Here is an 18,964-nt window from a genome sequence, read left to right as displayed (position 1 = left end):
CGGGTGCGGCCCTTCGGCGTTCCCGGGCCTACCCTGGAGTCATGTACGCACGGCGGCGTCGCAGGTACTTCGCCATGATGGGCACCTGTATCGGGCTGTTCGTCCTGGCCTGGGGAGTCGTACGTATCTGGTCGATCCCGGCGGCCGTGGGAATGTGCGTGGTGGCGATGCTGATCCCGCCCGTCGCCGCCATGGTCGCCAACCGGCGCGACCCCGAGGACCGCTGGTGGGACGACCCGTCCGGCGACCCGCAGTCCGACGAGTGGTGGGACGAGCTGGACGGCAAGAGACGCCGTCAGTAGCCCTGGGCGCCGCCCGGCGGATGCCGGAGACGCCTGGCCGCCGCAGGCGCCCGAAGCCCTCAGCGGCCTCAGTAGACGAGCGCCTGCGTCCCGTCGGCGAGCGCCTCCTGCACGAAGACCTGCGCGCCCGCGATCCGTACCCCCTCCAGGACGTCCTTCTCCGTGATGTCCCGCCGTGCGGCGCACTGGGTGCACAGGGTGACGCTGCCGCCCGCGAGCAGGGAGTCCAGCAGGTCCGGCAGCGGCGCGGCGTGCGGCAGCTCGAACTCGGCCGCGCGCCCCGGCAGCGCGAACCACGCCGACTCGCCGGTCAGCCACAGGGAGACGTCGACGCCGCTGGCCACGGCCACCGCCGCCACCGTGAACGCCTGCGAGCACCGCTCGGGCGCGTCGGCGCCCGCCGTCACCTTGATCACCAGCTTCTTCGTCATGGCCGAAGCGTAATCAACCCCGGGACACCGCCGGGCCCTCGCCTGCGCGGGCCGCCTCGTGGGGGCCGGCCGGGGGCGGCCCGCGGAACCGGCTGCCCGGCCGACTCCCGCAGGGGCGTACCTCGCCAAGAGGGCCCCGTCGCGGCCGCGTAAGCTGGGGGCGGCCTTTGTACCCCCCCCGCTTTCGGCCGTCCGGGCGGGGGACCCGCAACCCGCTCATCAAGGAGCACCCCGTGCTTGAGGCATTCTACGAAGCCCTGCTGGTCCTGGTCTGCGTCGGCGTTCTCGCCTTCGCCGGGCTGACCGTGAAGAAGCTGTACCAGGGCCAGCGCTGACACCCATCAAGGAACTGCCGACCCCATGATCGAGATTCCGTCCGACCTCCACAAGGACCTCGTCCCGCTCGCCTTCCTGCTCGGCAACTGGGCCGGCGCGGGCGTGCACGACTTCCCCGGCTCCGAGAAGTGCAACTTCGGGCAGGAGGTCACCTTCACCCACGACGGCCGGGACTTCCTGGAGTACCACTCCCGCACCTGGGTCCTGGACGACGACGGGAACAAGGTCCGGCCCCTGGAGTCGGAGTCCGGCTTCTGGCGCGTCGACGGCGGCCGCAAGGTCGAGGTCACGATGACCCGCGACGACGGCGTCATCGAGATCTGGTACGGCGAGCTCGCCGCGCAGAAGCCGCAGATCGACCTGGTCACGGACGCGGTGGCCCGCACGGCCGCCTCCGCCCCGTACTCGGGCGGCAAGCGCCTGTACGGCTACGTCAAGAGCGACCTGATGTGGGTCGGCGAGAAGCAGACCCCCGAGGTCGAGCTGCGCCCCTACATGTCGGCGCACCTGAAGAAGGTCGTCACCCCCGAGGACGTCGAGCGCTGGGCCAAGGCCCTGCCCGACGACATGCCCGACGACGGGATCGCCTTCTTCAAGTAGTTCGGACGTCAAGTAGTTCGAAATCAAGTAGTTCCGATGTCAGGTAGCCGGACTCCGAGTAGCCGGACTCCGAGCAGTCGGACCGCCTTCGGCCGGACCGCCTTCCCCGAGTGGTCCTAGACTCGTCGGTGTGGTGAGCACCGACTGGAAGAGCGACCTCAGGCAGCGCGGCTACCGGCTGACGCCGCAGCGGCAGCTTGTCCTCGAAGCCGTCGACACCCTCGAGCACGCGACCCCCGACGACATCCTCGTGGAAGTGAGGAAGACGGCGTCGGGGGTCAACATCTCCACCGTGTACCGCACCCTGGAGCTCCTGGAGGAGCTCGGGCTGGTCAGCCACGCCCACCTGGGCCACGGGGCGCCGACGTACCACCTCGCCGACCGGCACCACCACATCCACCTGGTCTGCCGGGACTGCCAGAACGTGATCGAGGCCGATGTGTCGGTGGCCGCGGAGTTCACCGCGAAGCTGCGCCGGGAGTTCGGCTTCGAGACCGACATGAAGCACTTCGCGATCTTCGGCAGATGCCGGGACTGTTCCCTGCAGGGTTCAACTACCGAGTCGTAGGCTTGTGCCCATGAAGAGCCCCCTGCTGTCCCTGCCCGGCGCCGTCCCCGCCGAGGGCGTGGACGAAGGCGTAGCCGCCCACTACGGCGACCTGTTCCGCGAGCAGCGTGCCCTCGCCGACGGGTCCGGCTTCGTCGACCTCTCGCACCGCGGCGTCGTCACCGTCACCGGCGAGGACCGGCTGAGCTGGCTGCACCTGCTGCTCACCCAGCACGTCAGCGACCTCCCGCCCGGCCTGGCCACGGAGGCGCTGATCCTGTCCGCGCACGGCCACATCGAGCACGCGCTCTACCTGGTCGACGACGGCGAGACGGTCTGGGCCCACGTCGAACCCGGCACACAGGCCGCGCTCATCGCGTACCTGGAGTCGATGAAGTTCTTCTACCGGGTCGACGTCGCCGACCGCACGTCCGAGTTCGCGGTGGTGCACCTGCCGGCCGGTTCGATCGCCGAGGTGCCGGAGGGCGTCGTCGTACGCGAGACGCCGTACGGCCGCGACCTCTTCCTGCCCCGCGCGGACCTGGAGGCCTACGCCGAGACGGCCGGCCCGCCCGCCGGGATCCTGGCCCACGAGGCCCTGCGCGTCGAGCAGCACCGCCCGCGCCTCGGATTCGAGACCGACCACCGCACCATCCCGCACGAGCTGGGCTGGATCGGCAGCGCGGTGCACCTGCAGAAGGGCTGCTACCGCGGCCAGGAGACGGTCGCCCGCGTGCAGAACCTGGGCAAGCCCCCGCGCCGCCTGGTCTTCCTCCACCTGGACGGCAGCGAGGTCCACCTGCCCGCCCCCGGCACGGAGCTCCGCCTCGCCGACGACGGGCCCGACGGCCGCAAGGTCGGCGTCGTCACGACGTCCGTGCGCCACCACGAGCTGGGCCCGGTCGCGCTGGCCCTGGTGAAGCGGAACGTGCCGGTGGACGCGCGGCTGCTGGCCGGAGAGACGGCGGCGGCGCAGGAAGTGGTCGTCGAGCCGTAGCCGCGGCCTGCGTCAGATCTCCAGCAGGACGGTGAACGGGCCGTCGTTCGTCAGCGAGACGCGCATCCGCGCGCCGAACCGGCCCGTCGCCACCGTCGCACCGAGTGCGCGCAGCCGGGCCACGACCTCCTCGACGAGGGGCTCGGCCACGTCACCGGGGGCGGCCGCGTTCCAGGTGGGCCGGCGTCCCTTGCGCGCGTCGCCGTAGAGGGTGAACTGACTGATGACGAGCAGCGGTGCGTCGATGTCGCTGCACGACTTCTCGTCCTGGAGCATGCGGATCGACCAGAGCTTGCGGGCGAGCTGGGCCGCCTTCTCCTTGGTGTCCTCGTGCGTCACCCCCACCAGCACGCACAGGCCCTCACCGATGATCTCCCCGACGGTCCGGCCGTCCACGACGACGCTCGCGCCGTCCACCCTCTGCACCACTGCACGCATACGACCATCATGCCGGGCCGTCCGCGAGGGACCGCACCCGTACCGCACCGGCCTTCTTTTTGCTCCTTAACCCCCCATCTGGGGCCGATCGGGGGCACTCGGTCACATAGCGGCCACTTGGGGTGGCACGATGCTTCCACACGCCGGTCGAGGGGACGGTAGAGGGACATGAGCACACCGAGTACCGGGCAGCCGCCTGGGGCTGTCTCGTTGATCAGAACGGGGGAGCGGATGGCCCTGCGGCCGCCCGTGCAGCGCACCGACAGCCCGGGCCCGCAAATGCCCGCCGGCCCGCCCGAGCACGATCTGACCACGCTGAGCCTGCCCGAACTGCGCACGCTGCGCCGGGACGCCCAGCGCGACGAGGCCGACCTCAGCTACGTACGGCGGCTGCTGCAGGGCCGTATCGACATCCTGCGCGCGGAGCAGGCGCGGCGGTCACCGGCGGGCGCGGGCTCGGTGGTCGACCGCCTCCCGGAGATCCTCACGGACGCCCCGGCCCGCCAGCGTTCCTCCGCCCGCCACGTCACCCTGGGCACCCCGCACAACGAGGAGTACCGGCGCCTGGCCGCCGACATGCTCGCCGAGGTCGAACTCTCGGACCTCGCCGCCCGGACCGACCTCGAACTGACCACCGCGATGGCCCGGTTGGTCCGCTACGAGCAGCAGGTCTCCCGACGACGCCACCGCCTCCAGCGAACGGCGGACGACTGCAGCTCGGAGATCGCACGCCGGTACCGGGAGGGGGAGGCGCAGATCGACGATCTGCTGACGTGAGCATGAGGTGAGGGGGACGGTGCGGTCCGTGGCGGTGGGGTCCGTGGCGGTGCGGTCCGCGGCGGAGCGGTTCGTAGTTGTGCGGTTCGTGGTGGCGGGGTTCCTGGTTGTGGGACTCGTCGTTGTGGGATTCGTGGCGGTGGGGTTCTGGGTGGTGGGGTTCTGGGTGGTGGGGTTCGTGGTGGTGGGGCGCGGGGCAGTCGGGCGCGGCCGCCGGGAAATCCGGGCGACACTCCACCGCCGTACACCTACCGTGATCCCATGACCCGCGCGCATTCCGACATAGACGTCCGTCCGATCACCGAGGCCGAACTGCCCGAGTGGCTCCGCGCAGTGAACACCGGGTTCCTGCGCGCGACGACCGTCACCGAGAAGGAACTCGAGGCGCGACGCGAACGCTTCGAGGCGAGCCGTTACATCGGAGCGTTCGACGGGGGGCGCTGTGTGGCGACCTTCCGCTCGTTCGCGCAGGAGGTCACCGCGGTCGGCGGCACTCCGGTGGCCGCCGACGCCATCTCCGCCGTCACGGTCACCGCGACCCACCGCCGCCGCGGCCTGCTGACCCGGATGATGAGCCAGGACCTGGCGGCCGCCAAGGACCGGGGCGACACCGTGGCCACCCTGATCGCCGCCGAGTACCCGATCTACGGCCGCTACGGCTTCGGGCCCGCCACCTCCGCCACGGAGTGGACCGTCGACGTGCCGCGCACGGGCCTCGACCGCCACCGGGCCGGGCCGGACGGCGGCGGCCGTATCGACCTCGTGGACGCCGAGGAGGTGCGCAAGCTCGGCCCCGAACTGCACGACCGCGTCCGCGGCGCCGTGCCCGGCGTCGTCAGCCGCGGCGAGTGGTGGTGGCGGCTGAACACCGGCGCGGTGCGGGTGGACCCGAAGTGGACGGAACCGTTCTACGCCGTCTACCGCGCTGCGGACGGCGAGGTCGAGGGACTGGTCGTGTACGAGGTCGACGACAAGTGGGGCGACGCCAAGCAGCCGCAGGACACGGCGACCGTACGGGACCTGCTCGCGGCGACACCGGCCGCGGAGCGCGCCCTGTGGGGCTACCTCTGCTCCATCGACTGGGTCACCCGGGTCAAGAGCGGCCAGCGGGCCCCCGACGACCTGCTCCCGCTCCTGCTGCCGGACGCGAGGGCCGCCCGCATCACCTCGACCGCGGACTGGCTGTGGGTGCGGATCCTGGACGTCGTACGGGCGCTGGAGGTGCGCGCCTACGAGGGCGCGGGCTCCCTGGTGCTCCAGGTCGCGGACCGCGCCGGACTGGCGGGCGGCCGCTACCGGCTGGAGGCGTCGGAGCAGGGGGCGTCCTGCACGCCGACCACCGAGAGCGCCGAACTGGCCCTGGACGTCGGTGACCTGGCGCGGCTGTGGCTGGGCGACGAGTCCGTCGCGCGGCTGGTGGCGCTCGGCCGGGTGCGGGAAGAACGAGCGGGCGCCGCCCTGGTGGCCGACGCCCTGCTGCGTACGTCCAGGCGCCCTTGGTGCCCGGACATGTTCTGAACCCCCTTCCCGGTGACGGTCGATGACTCATCCGTAGCTGTTCGGTTGTGACCGTGCTGTTCGGTTGTGACCGTGCTGTTGAGTTGTGGCTGTGCTGTTGAGTTGTGGCTGTGCCGGTGGGGCTCTTCAGTTGTCGTTGTTCGGTTGTGGCTGTGCCGGTGCGGCTGGCGGAGCTCCCGGCTCCCCTCCGGAAGGGAGCCCGGCCAGCCGGTTCGTGGGCCGGCGAACCGGTCGGGCTCAGCCGGACTGGGCGAGCAGCATCACGAGGACGGCCGCGCCGAGGCCGCTGATCGCGGTGTTCCTGGCCTTGAGCCCCACGGAGAGCGCGACAAAGGCGATGATGCCCAGGGGCCCGTACTTCCACTGGATGAGCTGCTCGAATCCGATGGCGAGGGCGGCGGCGGCAAGGGCGACGAGCGGCATGACGGTCCCTCCTTCGAGACGGGGAGGCGGACCCTGTGGTTGCGGCCAACCCTCCTGAAGCTTGACCATGTTCATGAAGTTGGTGACCAACTTCACTGTACTTATCTCCGCTTGGAGTCGTCCTATAACCACCTGCCCAGGAACTGCCGGAAGATGGCGAGAAGTTGTAGGGTTTGGTCGTGGACCCGAAAAATGCCGCCGTCAACGGGCGGAAGAGGTCACAGCGGTCACCGACGTCACCGGCGTCCCATCTGGAGGTGGCCGACGCGCTGCGTGCCCGCATCAGGTCGGGTCAGCTGCGACCGGGGCAACGTATGCCCACACAGGCCACTCTGGCCGACGAGTTCGGCGTCGAGCGCGGCGCCGTCCGCCAGGCGCTGCGCATTCTGCAGTCGGAGCACCTGCTGACCAACGTATCCAAGGGAAGCCCGGCGACCGTGGCACCTGACCTGGGGCTCGGCAACGCGCTGAGTGGTCCGGGGGCGCCGCCGCTGCCGACGATGGTGGCTCTTGCCCCGCGCATAGCGGACGCCTTCGCGGCTCCGCACGTGGAGATAGACGCCCTCTGCCTGACCTCGGTCTCCCTGACGCTCGCCATCGGTGAGCCCCTGCGCCGCATCCACGAGGGGCGACTGAAACCGGCCAAGGTCGACGTCCGCGTGCTGCTGCCCAGCCGCGACATCGACCTCGCCTTCCCGACGCCGGTCGACTCCTCGGCGGACGGGCGGCTGCAGCGCCGGTGGCTGGCCCACCGCAACGCCCAGGGCCAGGTGCTGCGGCACAACCTGCAGGCCCTGCGCGCCACGCACGGCATCGACGTGAGCGTCGCCTTCCGCGCGCTGCCCTTCACCCCGCCCGTGAAGCTGTACCTGCTCAACGGCGTCGAGGCGCTGTTCGCGTACTACACCCTCACGCGGCGCGAGGAGGAGATCGACCACGAACACCTGGAGATGTACGACGCCGAGGGCACCCGGTCGATGCTGTTCGCCTTCGCGCAGGGCGCCGGCCTGCGCGACACCACCTTCGTCGAGCAGTCCCACCTGTGGTTCAACGCACTGTGGGAGACGATCAGTTCGGAGCTGGTGCTCACGAGCTGACGTCTCCCACAGAGACTGACGGGGCCGGCCTCACGCTCACAGGGCGGGCCCGGCGACCAGGAGGGCGAGCACGACGGCCCCCATGGAGCTGACGGTGGGGTTCTTGGCCTTGATGCCGATGGTGAGCAGGAGCAGGCCGATGATGCCGGTGGCGCCGTACTTCCAACTGACGATCTGCTCCGCGCCGACGACGAACACGGCGGAGAGGAGGGCGAGAGCAGGCACGATGGTTCCCCCTTCAGGCTGCGCGGGCGGGACGGTGCGGTGGGGGGTTGTGCGAGGGGAGCAGAGGCGGACTCGAAGCGGACTCGGGGCCGGCCCGGAGCGGGCTCGGACAGGAAGCAAACCTTCCGCCAACTCCTAGAAGTTGGCAGCCAACTCTGATGTAGTTGTCCCCACTTGGCACCCACTCGTAAACCAAGCTCTAAACAACTCCCTGTAGATGGATCGGAGTTGTAGCGTTTGGTTGTGACCCAGGAGAACGTGGCAGTGAACGGCAGCAGAAGGTTCTCGCCGCAGGAGATCGCCGACATCCTGCGGGAACGGATCCGCAGCGGTGACCTCAAGGCAGGAGACCGCCTGCCCACCCAGGCCGAACTCGCCGACGAGTTCGGGGTGGAACGAGGTACCGTACGCCAGGCCCTGCGCGCTCTCCAGGAAGACGGCCTGCTGAGCAATGTGAGCAAGGGGAGCCCCCCGCGGATCGCGGAGCCGCCGGCACCGGCGCTGGAGGAACCTCAGCCGACGATGGTGGGCCTGGCACCACGGCTCACGGAGGCGTTCGCGGCACCGCATGTGCGTGTCGACGCCGCCTGCCTCACCGCCGAGACCCTGATGCTGGCCCTGGGAGAGCCGATCCGCCTGATCCACGAGGGCCGCATCCGCCCCAAGTCGATCGACGTCCGCATTCTCCTTCCCTCGCGCGACATACCCCTCGCCTTCCCGGTGCCGGTCGAGGGGCGCACCGACGACGACCCGGTCCACGAGCGCTGGCTCGCCATGCGCAACTCACAGGGACACGTGCTGCGCCACAACCTCCGCTCCCTGCGCTTCTCCCACCGCATCGACGTGAGCGTCGCCTTCCGCGCGCTGCCCTTCACCCCGCCCGTGAAGCTGTACCTGCTCAACGAGGCGGAAGCACTGGTCGCGTACTACATGATCACGCGCCGTGAGGAGCCCACGGACACGGGCACGATGGACATGTACGACGTCCTGGGCACCGAATCGCTCCTGTTCTCGTTCGAGAAGCGGGCAGGTCAGCGCGACGAGGCATTCGTGGAGGAATCCCAGAAGTGGTTCGACGCCCTCTGGGAAACCATCACGACGGACCTGACACTCTCCTAGTGACTCCTGATACGACGCAGACTGAGCCGGTGGCAGCAGAGACGGAGTACGACATTGAGAAAATTCGGGCCCTGATCACTCGAGCCAGGGTCGTCCTGTGGGACTTCGACGGCCCGATCTGCATGCTGTTCGCAGGGCACCCGTCCGACCGCGTGGCCGCCGGGTTCGTCCGATGGCTGGACCAGCTCGGCCTGAGCGATCTGCTGACGGATGAGGAGCGGACGTACACGGACCCGCAGGCGGTGCTGCGCGCGATCGACGGCCGGCACCCGGGCAGCGACCTGGTGATGGCGATGGAGAAACGTCTCACTCAGGAGGAGTTCAAGGCGGTGACCAGCGCGATGCCGACGCCGTTCGCCGATCCGCTGATCCGAACCTGGAAGGCGTTGGGTTCTCGTCTCGCCATCACGACGAACAACTCGCCCGAGGTGGTGCACCGCTACCTGGGCACCCGAGGCCTGCTCTCGTGCTTCGCCCCGCACATCTACGGCCGCACCCAGGACCTCGGCCTCCTCAAGCCGGATCCGCACTGCCTCAACCGGGCGCTGAGCGCCACCGGGGCTGACCCGTCCGACGCCCTGATGATCGGTGACGCCCCGTCGGACTTCGACGCGGCTCAAGAGGCCGGCGTCGCCTTCCTCGGCTACGCGCGTAACCCGAAGAAGGAAGAGGACCTGAAACAGGCCGGAGTCGAGAGCGTCGTCGGGTCCCTCGAGCCCTTGCTGACCCTGTTGTGGGAGCGCTCGACCTGACGGGCTGACCGATGGAGGCTGCGCGGGGGCCTGACTTCGGGGGAGGGGTGTCCCTCCTGCTCACGTCTGCGTCATGAGCAGGAGGAGCACGACCGCCCCGAAGCTCGCGCAGGTCGAGTTGCGTGCTCTGATCCCCACGCCCAGCAGCAGCAGACCGAGCAGACCCAGTCCGCCGAGCCGTGACTGAACCAGCTGGTCGAGGCCCAACGTGAAGACGGTGAACACGAGTTGCAGCGCGATCATCGGGTCCCCCTTGTTCATGCCGCCGTGGAGCGACCAACTTCCAGTCCAATTGGACTGGTTAACGTACTGGGGTTCTGCCCTGGCCTGTTGATCCCTTAACTAGCAGTCATATTGGGTCCGTCCAAATTGACTGAATGTGGGTTTGCTCCGCCGTGAGGAGAGGTACGGTCGCAGTGTGGGTGGCGTGTACGGCAGTGATGGTGGCGGCAGGGAGCTCGACCGTGTCGCCGATGCGTTGCGGGCTCGAATGGCCGACGGAGAGTACGCGCTGAACTCTCTGCTTCCGACACAGCGCGAGCTGGCCGAGGAGTTCGGCGTCTCGCGCGACACCGTGCAGCGCGTGCTCAGGGAGCTGAAGGACGAGGGTTGGATCTCGTCGCGCCAGGGGAGCGGCTCCCGGGTGGTCAGGACCCAGCGGGTGCACTCCCCCAAGAGCAGCGAACGGCCCGATCGTACGGTCACGTTGGGTCCGCTCATCAGCGAGGCCTTCGAGCAGGACCAAGTGGCCCTCGACGTCTTCACGTTGTCGTCCGAGTCGCTGGACACACACATCCGGGTGCAGGCGGAACGTATCCAGAACAAGTTGATCTCACCCCAGCGCATCGCGCTGCGCATCCTGCTTCCCGAGGAGTCCCTCCCGTTCCCCTACTGGCGGACCGAGGACGGCCTGCACGACCAGGAACTCACGGACCGGTTCCTCGCGATCATGCGTCGGCACACCGAATCGCTGCGCGACAAGCTGGGCGAGCTGAGAGCCATGAACCACGTGCCCGCGGTGGATTTCGAGGTCCGCCGTATCCGGCTGGTGCCGCCCTTCAAGCTCTACCTGGTGAATGAGGTGGCCGCGCTGCTTGGTCCCTACAAGATCTTCAAGCGGCCCATACTCCTCGGCGGCGAACAGATCGAGGCCACCGATGTGTTCGGCCGGGACGCCGGGCTGACTCATCACGTCAAGGACGACGATCCCCACTCCCAGGAGACCGTTTTCGTCGAGCAGTGGCGAGCCTGGTTCGATTCCGCCTGGGATTTCCTCGCCGTCATCGACGAATCGCTCACAAAGCCTGTCGATCGGCCCTGAGTTTCCGAGCAACGGCGATCACTCGGTCGTGGGAGGCCACGACGACCTCGGCACCGCTCGTCTTCATTTCCTCGATACGGTGCGCGTCCTGGGCGTATCCGAGGAAACGAGTTCCAGCTTTCCTGGCGGCCTCGAAATCGGAGATTTTGTCGCCGACGAGCAGGCATTCGGAAGCCGTGAGGGACAGATCCTCCACGGCGCGCTCCACACAATCCGGGTGCGGTTTCATGAGTCGTGCGTCGTCGGGATTCCTGCCGAACACGCCACTGAATTCAGCATCGAGCCGGACGTCGGACCGCTTGAGAAAAACTCTGATCGGGCCCGCGGCGTTGTTGCTGACGATGGCAAGTCGCTTGCCGAGGCCTGCCAGCAGGGGGAGGAGAACGTCGATGTGCGGTGCCGGCTCGGCGGTCTCGACGGCCTCGGCCTCCGCGTCCGCCACTTTGGCCTCGGCAGCCTTGAGCGGCAGCGGGCTGAGCTTGTCCGGAGCGGATTCGTACATGCCCCTGAGGAGCCGGAGGATGTCGTGCGAGTCGTCGCACAACTCGACCTCCGGGCTGAGGAAGTCGCACTCCCAGACCTCGCGTGCCGTCCGCTTGATGGCATCCGCCACGCTCGTCGTGGGTCGGCCGGCGAAGAGTGCGCAAATCGGCCCGTCGAAGTCGAAGAGAACAGCCTTCACCTGACCGAGGAGGCTGAACAGGGCATCCTGGTCGTCGGTCGCGTCACCCAATGGGCCTCCTCGAGGTCAAGGCGACAGTCTGACCCACGATCCGGGTCGGCCGCCAGCGCTTCCCGAGGGTTCACACTGAGGTGTCGATATGTCTCGCATGGGCGTACGCCAGTTAGACCAACGAGGCGACAGTGAACAGTGAATACTGGTGTTTACCGACGATGCTGGACTCAGGGGTAGTAGGGTGCGGCCCCATCTCCCCATCGGCTCGACTCGAATGGCCGGCACCCAGCGCATGACAACCCACTCGGCCCCCGACAGCCGGCCGCGACCTGACCAGGTGAGCGTCGACGCCAGTCTGGTCATGCCTCGCCCACTCGAGGGATATCACCACGTGACGCATGTCTGGTCGCTGGCCGACAGGAGCCGTACGTGGATCAAGATCCGGGAGCCACGCGACCGAATCCTGTGGTTCGACCGGCGCTGCTTCCAGTCGGAAGAAGATCTGCTCCGGGCCCTCAAGAAGCTCGACGTCGCCTGTGTCCCGGAGGTCGTGGAGGTCGGTGACACGGGCTTTCAGGGGTTCATCGAGGGGCGGACCGTGGGCACGTGGCGTTGGTGGGCGAGCCGCCGCGTGCCGGATGCGGTCTTCGATCAGCTCGTCGAACTGTTCCGCGAGACGGCGCGTATCAAGCCGGACATGCTGACGGCTGAACGAAGGTGCACGGCCGACGATCGCCCCAAGGACGGTGACAGCGGCGGTTTCCTGGAACGGCTGATCTTTTTTATGAGGAGCCAGGTCTACGAGGCGAACAAGCTAGCTTTCGGGGAGTTGTTCCGAAAGCTCGGCGTGACTGATGAATCGTTCAGTCGGCTCGAAGAACACGTGTCCGGCCTGACGGGGCGGCCTTTCTGTCTGCTGCACGCGGATCTGCACCGCAAGAATCTCATCGTGGATCCGAACGGTCGGCTCTGGGTGATCGACTGGGAGCTGGCAATGGTGGGTGACCCTCTCTACGACCTGGCCACCCATCTCTATCTGATGCGGTATCCGAAGACTCAGGCAGACCGCATGGCGCAGGAATGGTGCCGGGTTGTCGAGCGTGTCAGTCCGGGAAGCTCGTTCGGCTGGGAACAGGATCTGCCGCGCTATCTGGCGTTCAAAAGGGCGCAGTCGGTATTCACCGACGTCATTCGCGAGTCCTTGAAACTGCGTGAGAGGAACCGGTTCAACTGGCCGGCCCTTCCCGGAACCACCCGCAAACTGCACCGGATCCTGGCCGCGGCCGCCGAACCGCTGGGCCTGGCGACCGTCGCGACCCAGGCGCAGATCATGAGCGCCCTCATCCAGTGGCACCGGACGACGCCCACGCACCTGCGCAAGACCCCTGACCCGTCATAGGTGCCCCACCCCGGCCGACCCGGCCCGGTACACGCACGGCCCGGTACACGCACCTGGCCCGGGCCGGGCAGTGTCCGTCCGCCGGGCGGCGACCGTCGTCCGAGTGCCCCCGCGTTCCTCACATCTGCAGGACGACCTTCCCCACCACCCGGCGCCCCTCGATGAGCGCATGCGCCTCGCTCGCCCGCTCCAGCGGCACCACCTCTCCTACTGTCGTCCGCAGCCGCCCGGCCGCCGCCTCCTCATGGACGTACGACGTCAGGCGGGCGAGGTCGCCCGCAGCGAACTGCACGTCCTGGATGCCGAACAGTCTGATGCCGCGCCGCTTCGCCTCCTCGGCGTCCACCGTCGCGAAGCCTCCCGACGGCGCCCCGTGCGCCGAGAACCGCCCGTGGTCGGCCGTCAGGGCGAACGCCGCGGTGCCCAGCTCACCGCCCACCCCGTCCAGCACCACGTCGGCCGCCTCGCCCAGTGCCCGCCGAGCTTCCTGCAGCCAGTCCCCGGGCGTGAGGTCCACGGCCGAGGCCGCTCCCAACTGCCCGACCAGGGAGAGTTTCCCGGCTCCGCGGGCAGGCGCCACCACGTGGGCGCCCCGTGCGGTGGCCAGCTGGATCAGCAGCGTTCCCATGCCCCCGGATGCCCCGAGGATCAGCACCCGGTCGCCCTTCGAGACGCCCGTCATGTCGATCAGCCCGGCCGCCGTCACCCCGTCGTGCACCAGGGCTGCCGCCGTCAGCAGGTCCAGGGTGTCCGGTACGGCGGTCAGGCCCGAGACCGGTGACAGGGCCCGGCTGGCGTAGCTTCCCTGGACGAGGGACGTGACGCGGCGGCCGAGCCACTCGGATGCGACGCTCTCTCCGAGCGCGGTCACAGTTCCGGAGACACCGCCTCCGGGGACATAGGGGGGCGTCACGGGAAAGAACTCCCGCCCCCATCCCGACCGCACCTGCGTCTCCACGAAGATCGTATCGGCGTATGCGACGTCGATCAGCACCTCGTCCGGGCCGGGGACAGGATCCGCCAGATCCACCGGGACCAGGACCTCCGGGCCGCCGTACTCCATCACCTGTGCCGCTCGCATCGCATACCCCGATTCGCCGTTCGGACTCCCGGGCAGTCTTCGACCTCAACCGTGCTTGAGGTCAAGCGGCGGCCTGCGCGTAGGCTCACCGGCATGACCGAGCCCGGCCTGCGTGAGCGCAAGAAGCAGCGGATGTACGAGCACGTGTCCGAGGTCGCCGTCCGGCTCTTCCTCGCGCGGGGGTTCGACGCGGTCTCCGTCGCGGAGGTGGCGGCCGAGGCCGGGATCTCCAAACCGACCCTTTTCCGGTACTTTCCGGCCAAGGAGGACCTCGTTCTCCACCGCATCGTCGACCACGAGGACGAGGCCGCGCGCATCGCCGGCGGGCAGGCGCATCCCCTCGCCGCCCTGCGCCGGCACTTCCTCGACGGGCTGGAGCAGGGTGACCCGGTCACCGGGCTGAGTGATCACCCGGAGGTGCTCGCCTTTCACCGGCTGCTGTACGGGTCGCCCTCGCTGGTCGCCCGGGCGCACGCCCACCTCGAGCGGTCCGAGGCCGCTCTCGCCGACGCCCTCGGCGGTGGGCTGGAGGCGCGGCTCGCGGCAGGGCAGATCCTCGCCGTGCAGCGGATTCTCGCGATGGAGAACTGGCGGCGCGTCGCCGCGGGGGAGCGGGTGGCGGCGGTGCGGCCCGATGCCGTCGTCTCCGCCGAGCGGGCGTTCGCGCAGCTCGCGGCCGGGTTGCCGCATCTGGCGTAGGTGCCGTCGGAGGCTGACCTCCGCCACTGCAGAACGTGAAACTCGGTAAAAAATGTTACTCGGTTACGTTATTTCGGTACGCTCGCTGGAATGACATCACCCGACCCCGCCCTCAAGGACTCGCTCCGCCGCGAACGCGCACACCACGACCGCTGCCGTGCCGCCCTCGACGCCATGGTCGACGGGGCGCGGGAGCACGTCGTCACCGGCCAGGACGTCTCCGCCTCCGGAGCCGACGCCGAGGTGCTCGGCTTCGAGCTGCGCAGTCGGGCCAAGGCGATGGGGGAGCTGCCCCCGGGGCCGCTGTTCTTCGGGCGGCTGGACTTCGCGGACGGCCCCGGCCAGCACGCCGGGCAGGGTCGTCACGCCCCGCAGGGTCGTCACGCCGAGCAGGATCGTCACGCCGAGCAGGGTCGTCGTCACGCCGAGCAGGGTCGTCGTCACGCCGAGCAGGGTCGTCATGCCGGGCAGAGTTATCACATCGGGCGGTTGCGGATCAGTGAGCAGCCCACCGCTCCGCCCCTCGTCGTCGACTGGCGCGCTCCCGTCTCGCGCGCCTTCTACCAGGCGAGCGCCGGCGATCCGCAAGGCGTCGCCGTGCGGCGGCGGTTCGGGTGGGCGCCCGGGAGCCAGGGGGACTCCCATGACCTGACCGGCCTCGAGGACGAGCTGCTGGAGAAGCAGCCCGGCAGTGGGGAACCGCCCGTCAGCGGCATCGTCACCCGCGAGATCGAGCGGCCCCGCGTCGGTCCCATGCGGGACATCGCCGCCACCATCCAGCCCGAACAGGACGACCTCGTACGGGGGGATCTCGGCCTGTCGGTGTGTGTCCAGGGCGCTCCCGGCACCGGCAAGACCGCCGTCGGGCTGCACCGTGCCGCTTATCTCCTCTACACCCACCCGCAGCGCATCCGGCGCGGCGGTCTGCTCATCCTCGGACCCAACCGGACGTTCCTGTCGTACATCTGCGAGGTGCTGCCCGCGCTCGGCGAGACGGGCGTACGGCAGTCCACGCTTCAGGAGGAGATCGCCCGGCACCCGGCCACGGGGACCGACGACGAGCGCGCCGCCGCCGTCAAGCACGACGCCCGGATGGCCGAGGTGCTGCGCCGGGCGCTGTACGCGCGGGTGTCGAGCCGGAACGCCGGCTCCCTCGCCGTCAAGGACGGCTCGTACCGGTGGCGGGTGCGGGACGGCGAGCTCGTGCGGATCGTCGAGGACGTGCTGGCCGAGCAGCCGCCGTACGGCGTCGGGCGCGAGCGGGTGCGCGGCCGGGTCGTGCGGTGCCTGCAACTGCGGGCGGAGCGACGGGCCGGGCCGCGGAGCAGCGCCTGGGTGCAGAAGATCTCGCGGGCGAGCGCGGTCAAGGAGTATGTGGACGCCGTATGGCCGCGCGTGCGGCCCGAGGAGGTCGTGGCCGAACTCCTCACCGAAAGCCATGCGTTGAAGGAGGCCGCCGAGGGGCTGCTGGACTCCGCCGAGCAGCGGGCACTGCTCTGGACCAAGGCGCCCCGGTCCTGGAAGTCGGCCCGCTGGTCGGCCGCCGACCTGGTGCTGCTCGACGAGGTCGCCGGGCTCATCGGCCATCCGGAGGGCTACGGTCACGTCGTCGTCGACGAGGCGCAGGACCTCTCCCCGATGGAGTGCCGGGCCATCGCCCGCCGGGCGCCCTTCGGATCGCTCACCGTCCTCGGTGATCTGGCGCAGGCGACCACGCCGTGGGGCGCACGGTCGTGGGACACGGTCCTGCGGCACCTGGGCAAGCCGGACGCGGCCGTCGTGCCGCTGACCACCGGGTTCCGGGTTCCGGAGGCCGTCGTCTCGCTCGCCAACCGGCTGCTGCGGCGCCTCGACGTGGATGTCCCCGCCGGCCGATCCCTGCGCCGGGACGGGGAACTGAGGGTGCGGGCGGTGCCGGTGGTCGATGTCCCGGGTGCGGTCGTGGACGCCGTACGCGACGCCCTGGAGGGGGAGGGTTCGGTCGGGGTCGTCGCCGCCGACGCCCATGTGGGACGGGTGGCCGAGGCGCTCGCGGCGGCCGGGATCCCCGCCGCCGGGCCCGCCGAGCTGCGCGCCCGCGTGGCCGTGGTGCCGGCGACGCTGGTCAAGGGGCTCGAGTACGACAACGTCGTCGCCGTCGAGCCCGCGGCCATCGCCGAGGAGGGGACACGGGGCCTGCACCGGCTGTACATCGTGCTGACCCGGGCGGTGTCGCGGCTGGAGGTGGTGCACGGGCGGCCGTTGCCGTTCTAGGGCCAAGGGGCGCCGAGTGGTGTTGAGTGACAACGGATGGCGTCGAGTGGCACCGGATGGCGCCGGATGGCGCCGCGTGGTGCCGCATGGTGTCGCATGGTGTCGAGTGGTGCCACTCGGTGCCTGTTGGTGTCACAGTGGTGGCACTCAAGACTCGGAAGTGGTCGCGGCACTGCGAAGGCGAGGCCGTCTTTTCTCGCGTTGCTGCAGGTAGAGGCGTTAATCGTAGATGGCTGGCCCCTCTCGGTGCCATCTGGGCTTGCGGATGGTGTCATCGTGGTGCCATTATGACGTCATGGATCTCACCCCGTATGTCGACTCCCTCCGCCGCGAACTCGCGGTGGCCGCCGAAGCCGGTGGCGACGAAGCTCGCGAGCTGGCCGATCGGCTCACCGCTCCGCTGGAGTCGGCGACCCGGCTGACCATGCTCAACGTGCTCTCCGCCGCGATGGACGAGATCACCCGTGAACTCGCCCCCGGCTCGGTCGACGTACGGCTGCGCGGGCTGGACCCCGACTTCGTGGTGACGCCGCCGCCCACCTACGGCGCCGCGCCCGCGGAGCCGTCCCCGCCCGCCGAACCCCTCGCGGCCCCGGCTCCCGCCGAGGGCGACGAGGGCGGCACCGCCCGGGTCAACCTGCGTCTGCCGGCCCACCTCAAGGCGCGCGCCGAGGAGGCCGCCAACCGTGAGGGCCTGTCGGTCAACGCGTGGCTGGTGCGGGCCGTGTCGGCCGCGGTCGACGGCGGCACGCGGCCGCGTACGACGGAGAGGACCCGCACCGTCGGACAGAGCTTCACGGGCTGGGTGCGCTAACCGCACCCGCGCCCGGGAGAAGAAGCACAGCACCCACATCACGTCCCACCAGCGGGGACGCCCCGAAGACTCAAGAGGACGGGACAGCCATGCCTATTTTCGACACTCCCGAACCGATCGCGGTCACCGCCCACGTGCCCGCCGGTTCCATCCGGTTCGCCACCGGCGACCGCATCGACACGGTCGTCGAGGTGCGCCCTCGCGACCCGAAGCGGGACAAGGACGTGCGGGCCGCCGAACAGGCCGAGGTCACGTACGCGAGCGGCGTCCTGACCATCAGGACGGTGCCCAGGCGCCGCAGCCTCGTCGGACCGAGCGGTCTCGTCGATGTGACGGTCGACCTGCCCACGGGCTCGGGCGTCGACGTGACGGGTTCCTGGACCGAGGTGCTCGGTGAGGGCCGGCTCGGCGAGACGCAGGTGAAGACCACGACCGGCTCCGTCCGCCTCGACACCACCGGCCCGCTGAAGCTGACCGTGTCGCACGGCCCGGTCACCGTGGAGCGGGTCGAGGGCCCGGCCGAGATCACGAGCAACACCGGCAACCTGCGCGTCGGTCTCGTCGACGGCCCCGCCGTCCTGAAGAACTCGCACGGTGCCACGACCCTCGGCGCCGTGACCGGCGAGCTGCGGGTGAGCGGTGCCAACGGCGACATCGACGTCGCGCGCGCCGAGGCGTCGGTCACCGGCACCACCACCAACGGCGCCCTGCGCGTCGCCGAGGTCGCCCGTGGGAGCGTGCGGTTGGAGACCTCCAACGGGCTCATCGAGGTCGGCGTCCGCGAGGGCACCGCCGCCTGGCTCGACGTGAGTTCCAACCGGGGGCAGGTGCGCAACTCGCTCGCCACCGCCGAGGCTCCGGAGGAGACCGCGGACACGGTCGAGGTCCGCGCCCGTACCAACTGGGGCAACATCGACATCCTCCGCGCCAAGGCCTGAGCGCCGGACCCCGACCGGGCCCGCCCATCACCTTCGTCGTAGAGCCCGGGTCCGGGGCCCGGCCACTTGGGGCTCTCCGCCACTGCGGGCTCTCCGCCACTGCGGGCTCCCGGCCGCCGGCTCGCGTCACGTCGGCCCCTCGCCTGCTTCCCGCTTCCCGCTCCCCGCTCCCCGCTTCCCTCCCGGGCCACGCACTCTTCACCCCGCCCGCTTCAGCCTTC

General features: G+C 69.8%; 22 protein-coding genes. 15 read left to right on the top strand and 7 right to left on the bottom strand.

What is annotated here, in order from left to right; all coding sequences use genetic code 11:
• Window positions 1-41: 41 nt before the first annotated feature.
• Complete coding sequence (locus ACJ9NR_RS18400; RefSeq protein WP_412488664.1) at window positions 42-302, top strand: DUF3099 domain-containing protein; 261 nt, start codon at window positions 42-44, stop codon at window positions 300-302.
• A 68-nt stretch (window positions 303-370) separates the two neighbouring features.
• On the opposite strand, the gene ACJ9NR_RS18395 is transcribed toward ACJ9NR_RS18400, so the two are convergent.
• Window positions 371-733 carry a DsrE family protein gene (locus ACJ9NR_RS18395; protein ID WP_412488663.1) on the bottom strand — a complete coding sequence of 121 codons (363 nt, stop codon included), beginning with the start codon at window positions 731-733 and terminating at the stop codon, window positions 371-373.
• A 360-nt stretch (window positions 734-1,093) separates the two neighbouring features.
• Between ACJ9NR_RS18395 and ACJ9NR_RS18390 the strand changes: the two genes are divergently transcribed.
• The 3 genes from ACJ9NR_RS18390 (at window position 1,094) to ygfZ (ending at window position 3,213) form a co-directional block, all read left to right on the top strand.
• Window positions 1,094-1,669 (top strand): heme-binding beta-barrel domain-containing protein, encoded by a 576-nt coding sequence (locus ACJ9NR_RS18390; RefSeq protein ID WP_412488662.1) that lies wholly within the window; start codon window positions 1,094-1,096, stop codon window positions 1,667-1,669.
• A gap of 130 nt (window positions 1,670-1,799) precedes the next feature.
• Window positions 1,800-2,237, top strand: coding sequence for a Fur family transcriptional regulator (locus tag ACJ9NR_RS18385; protein ID WP_393871106.1), 438 nt, complete (start codon window positions 1,800-1,802; stop codon window positions 2,235-2,237).
• Between the two features lie 10 nt (window positions 2,238-2,247).
• Window positions 2,248-3,213: a CAF17-like 4Fe-4S cluster assembly/insertion protein YgfZ gene (gene ygfZ / locus ACJ9NR_RS18380; RefSeq protein ID WP_412488661.1), complete on the top strand. Its 966-nt coding sequence runs from the start codon at window positions 2,248-2,250 to the stop codon at window positions 3,211-3,213.
• A gap of 12 nt (window positions 3,214-3,225) precedes the next feature.
• On the opposite strand, the gene dtd is transcribed toward ygfZ, so the two are convergent.
• Window positions 3,226-3,651 (bottom strand): D-aminoacyl-tRNA deacylase, encoded by a 426-nt coding sequence (gene dtd / locus ACJ9NR_RS18375; RefSeq protein ID WP_412488660.1) that lies wholly within the window; start codon window positions 3,649-3,651, stop codon window positions 3,226-3,228.
• Between the two features lie 168 nt (window positions 3,652-3,819).
• Between dtd and ACJ9NR_RS18370 the strand changes: the two genes are divergently transcribed.
• Both ACJ9NR_RS18370 and ACJ9NR_RS18365 read left to right on the top strand, forming a co-directional pair.
• On the top strand, window positions 3,820-4,428 hold the full coding sequence (locus ACJ9NR_RS18370) for an RsiG family protein (RefSeq protein ID WP_412488659.1): 609 nt from the start codon (window positions 3,820-3,822) through the stop codon (window positions 4,426-4,428).
• A gap of 261 nt (window positions 4,429-4,689) precedes the next feature.
• Window positions 4,690-5,946, top strand: a complete 1,257-nt coding sequence (locus ACJ9NR_RS18365) for a GNAT family N-acetyltransferase (protein ID WP_412488658.1) — start codon at window positions 4,690-4,692, stop codon at window positions 5,944-5,946.
• A 237-nt stretch (window positions 5,947-6,183) separates the two neighbouring features.
• Here the strand turns inward: ACJ9NR_RS18365 and ACJ9NR_RS18360 are convergent, their stop codons facing one another.
• Entirely contained in the window at window positions 6,184-6,369 is a 186-nt protein-coding gene (locus ACJ9NR_RS18360) for a hypothetical protein (RefSeq protein ID WP_412488657.1), read from the bottom strand.
• A gap of 173 nt (window positions 6,370-6,542) precedes the next feature.
• On the opposite strand from ACJ9NR_RS18360, the gene ACJ9NR_RS18355 reads away from it, so the two are divergent.
• A complete protein-coding gene (locus ACJ9NR_RS18355; RefSeq protein ID WP_412488656.1) occupies window positions 6,543-7,466 on the top strand; it encodes a winged helix-turn-helix domain-containing protein in 924 nt (307 codons plus the stop codon).
• A gap of 36 nt (window positions 7,467-7,502) precedes the next feature.
• Here ACJ9NR_RS18355 and ACJ9NR_RS18350 read toward each other — a convergent pair whose 3' ends face one another.
• Window positions 7,503-7,691, bottom strand: coding sequence for a hypothetical protein (locus ACJ9NR_RS18350; RefSeq protein ID WP_412488655.1), 189 nt, complete (start codon window positions 7,689-7,691; stop codon window positions 7,503-7,505).
• 237 nt (window positions 7,692-7,928) lie between these two features.
• On the opposite strand from ACJ9NR_RS18350, the gene ACJ9NR_RS18345 reads away from it, so the two are divergent.
• Entirely contained in the window at window positions 7,929-8,810 is an 882-nt protein-coding gene (locus ACJ9NR_RS18345) for a GntR family transcriptional regulator (RefSeq protein WP_412488654.1), read from the top strand.
• 29 nt (window positions 8,811-8,839) lie between these two features.
• A complete protein-coding gene (locus tag ACJ9NR_RS18340) occupies window positions 8,840-9,562 on the top strand; it encodes an HAD family hydrolase (RefSeq protein ID WP_412488653.1) in 723 nt (240 codons plus the stop codon).
• Between the two features lie 60 nt (window positions 9,563-9,622).
• On the opposite strand, the gene ACJ9NR_RS18335 is transcribed toward ACJ9NR_RS18340, so the two are convergent.
• Window positions 9,623-9,805, bottom strand: coding sequence for a hypothetical protein (locus ACJ9NR_RS18335; protein WP_412488652.1), 183 nt, complete (start codon window positions 9,803-9,805; stop codon window positions 9,623-9,625).
• A gap of 175 nt (window positions 9,806-9,980) precedes the next feature.
• Here ACJ9NR_RS18335 and ACJ9NR_RS18330 point away from each other — a divergent pair, with 175 nt between their 5' ends.
• Window positions 9,981-10,883 (top strand): winged helix-turn-helix domain-containing protein, encoded by a 903-nt coding sequence (locus tag ACJ9NR_RS18330; protein ID WP_412488651.1) that lies wholly within the window; start codon window positions 9,981-9,983, stop codon window positions 10,881-10,883.
• Here the strand turns inward: ACJ9NR_RS18330 and ACJ9NR_RS18325 are convergent.
• On the bottom strand, window positions 10,858-11,616 hold the full coding sequence (locus ACJ9NR_RS18325; protein ID WP_412488650.1) for an HAD family hydrolase: 759 nt from the start codon (window positions 11,614-11,616) through the stop codon (window positions 10,858-10,860). The genes ACJ9NR_RS18330 and ACJ9NR_RS18325 overlap by 26 nt on opposite strands.
• 217 nt (window positions 11,617-11,833) lie before the next feature.
• Between ACJ9NR_RS18325 and ACJ9NR_RS18320 the strand changes: the two genes are divergently transcribed.
• Window positions 11,834-12,958 carry a phosphotransferase gene (locus tag ACJ9NR_RS18320; RefSeq protein WP_412488649.1) on the top strand — a complete coding sequence of 375 codons (1,125 nt, stop codon included), beginning with the start codon at window positions 11,834-11,836 and terminating at the stop codon, window positions 12,956-12,958.
• Window positions 12,959-13,076: 118 nt separating this feature from the next.
• Here ACJ9NR_RS18320 and ACJ9NR_RS18315 read toward each other — a convergent pair whose 3' ends face one another.
• The gene (locus ACJ9NR_RS18315) at window positions 13,077-14,039 is read right to left on the bottom strand and encodes a zinc-binding dehydrogenase (RefSeq protein WP_412488648.1); all 963 of its coding nucleotides are present in this window, start codon (window positions 14,037-14,039) and stop codon (window positions 13,077-13,079) included.
• 93 nt (window positions 14,040-14,132) lie between these two features.
• On the opposite strand from ACJ9NR_RS18315, the gene ACJ9NR_RS18310 reads away from it, so the two are divergent.
• From ACJ9NR_RS18310 to ACJ9NR_RS18295, 4 genes are all read left to right on the top strand, one after another.
• Window positions 14,133-14,738 carry a TetR/AcrR family transcriptional regulator gene (locus tag ACJ9NR_RS18310; RefSeq protein ID WP_412488647.1) on the top strand — a complete coding sequence of 202 codons (606 nt, stop codon included), beginning with the start codon at window positions 14,133-14,135 and terminating at the stop codon, window positions 14,736-14,738.
• A gap of 90 nt (window positions 14,739-14,828) precedes the next feature.
• Complete coding sequence (locus ACJ9NR_RS18305; protein WP_412488646.1) at window positions 14,829-16,991, top strand: HelD family protein; 2,163 nt, start codon at window positions 14,829-14,831, stop codon at window positions 16,989-16,991.
• A gap of 295 nt (window positions 16,992-17,286) precedes the next feature.
• On the top strand, window positions 17,287-17,805 hold the full coding sequence (locus ACJ9NR_RS18300; protein WP_412488645.1) for a hypothetical protein: 519 nt from the start codon (window positions 17,287-17,289) through the stop codon (window positions 17,803-17,805).
• An 89-nt stretch (window positions 17,806-17,894) separates the two neighbouring features.
• The gene (locus ACJ9NR_RS18295; RefSeq protein WP_412488644.1) at window positions 17,895-18,743 is read left to right on the top strand and encodes a DUF4097 family beta strand repeat-containing protein; all 849 of its coding nucleotides are present in this window, start codon (window positions 17,895-17,897) and stop codon (window positions 18,741-18,743) included.
• Window positions 18,744-18,964: the final 221 nt, after the last annotated feature.

This window comes from Streptomyces sediminimaris, assembly GCF_047049295.1.
Lineage (GTDB): Bacteria > Actinomycetota > Actinomycetes > Streptomycetales > Streptomycetaceae > Streptomyces > Streptomyces sediminimaris.
This window is presented reverse-complemented; position numbering and strand designations above follow the sequence as displayed.

What these genes read in the sequence shown, in the direction of transcription:
- ACJ9NR_RS18400 (WP_412488664.1), top strand. Translation starts at nt 42, where the DNA reads ATGTACGCACGGCGGCGTCGCAGGTACTTCGCCATGATGGGCACCTGT.
- ACJ9NR_RS18395 (WP_412488663.1), bottom strand. Translation starts at nt 733, where the DNA reads ATGACGAAGAAGCTGGTGATCAAGGTGACGGCGGGCGCCGACGCGCCC.
- ACJ9NR_RS18390 (WP_412488662.1), top strand. Translation starts at nt 1,094, where the DNA reads ATGATCGAGATTCCGTCCGACCTCCACAAGGACCTCGTCCCGCTCGCC.
- ygfZ (WP_412488661.1), top strand. Translation starts at nt 2,248, where the DNA reads ATGAAGAGCCCCCTGCTGTCCCTGCCCGGCGCCGTCCCCGCCGAGGGC.
- dtd (WP_412488660.1), bottom strand. Translation starts at nt 3,651, where the DNA reads ATGCGTGCAGTGGTGCAGAGGGTGGACGGCGCGAGCGTCGTCGTGGAC.
- ACJ9NR_RS18370 (WP_412488659.1), top strand. Translation starts at nt 3,820, where the DNA reads ATGAGCACACCGAGTACCGGGCAGCCGCCTGGGGCTGTCTCGTTGATC.
- ACJ9NR_RS18365 (WP_412488658.1), top strand. Translation starts at nt 4,690, where the DNA reads ATGACCCGCGCGCATTCCGACATAGACGTCCGTCCGATCACCGAGGCC.
- ACJ9NR_RS18360 (WP_412488657.1), bottom strand. Translation starts at nt 6,369, where the DNA reads ATGCCGCTCGTCGCCCTTGCCGCCGCCGCCCTCGCCATCGGATTCGAG.
- ACJ9NR_RS18335 (WP_412488652.1), bottom strand. Translation starts at nt 9,805, where the DNA reads ATGATCGCGCTGCAACTCGTGTTCACCGTCTTCACGTTGGGCCTCGAC.
- ACJ9NR_RS18320 (WP_412488649.1), top strand. Translation starts at nt 11,834, where the DNA reads ATGGCCGGCACCCAGCGCATGACAACCCACTCGGCCCCCGACAGCCGG.
- ACJ9NR_RS18315 (WP_412488648.1), bottom strand. Translation starts at nt 14,039, where the DNA reads ATGCGAGCGGCACAGGTGATGGAGTACGGCGGCCCGGAGGTCCTGGTC.
- ACJ9NR_RS18310 (WP_412488647.1), top strand. Translation starts at nt 14,133, where the DNA reads ATGACCGAGCCCGGCCTGCGTGAGCGCAAGAAGCAGCGGATGTACGAG.
- ACJ9NR_RS18305 (WP_412488646.1), top strand. Translation starts at nt 14,829, where the DNA reads ATGACATCACCCGACCCCGCCCTCAAGGACTCGCTCCGCCGCGAACGC.
- ACJ9NR_RS18300 (WP_412488645.1), top strand. Translation starts at nt 17,287, where the DNA reads ATGGATCTCACCCCGTATGTCGACTCCCTCCGCCGCGAACTCGCGGTG.
- ACJ9NR_RS18295 (WP_412488644.1), top strand. Translation starts at nt 17,895, where the DNA reads ATGCCTATTTTCGACACTCCCGAACCGATCGCGGTCACCGCCCACGTG.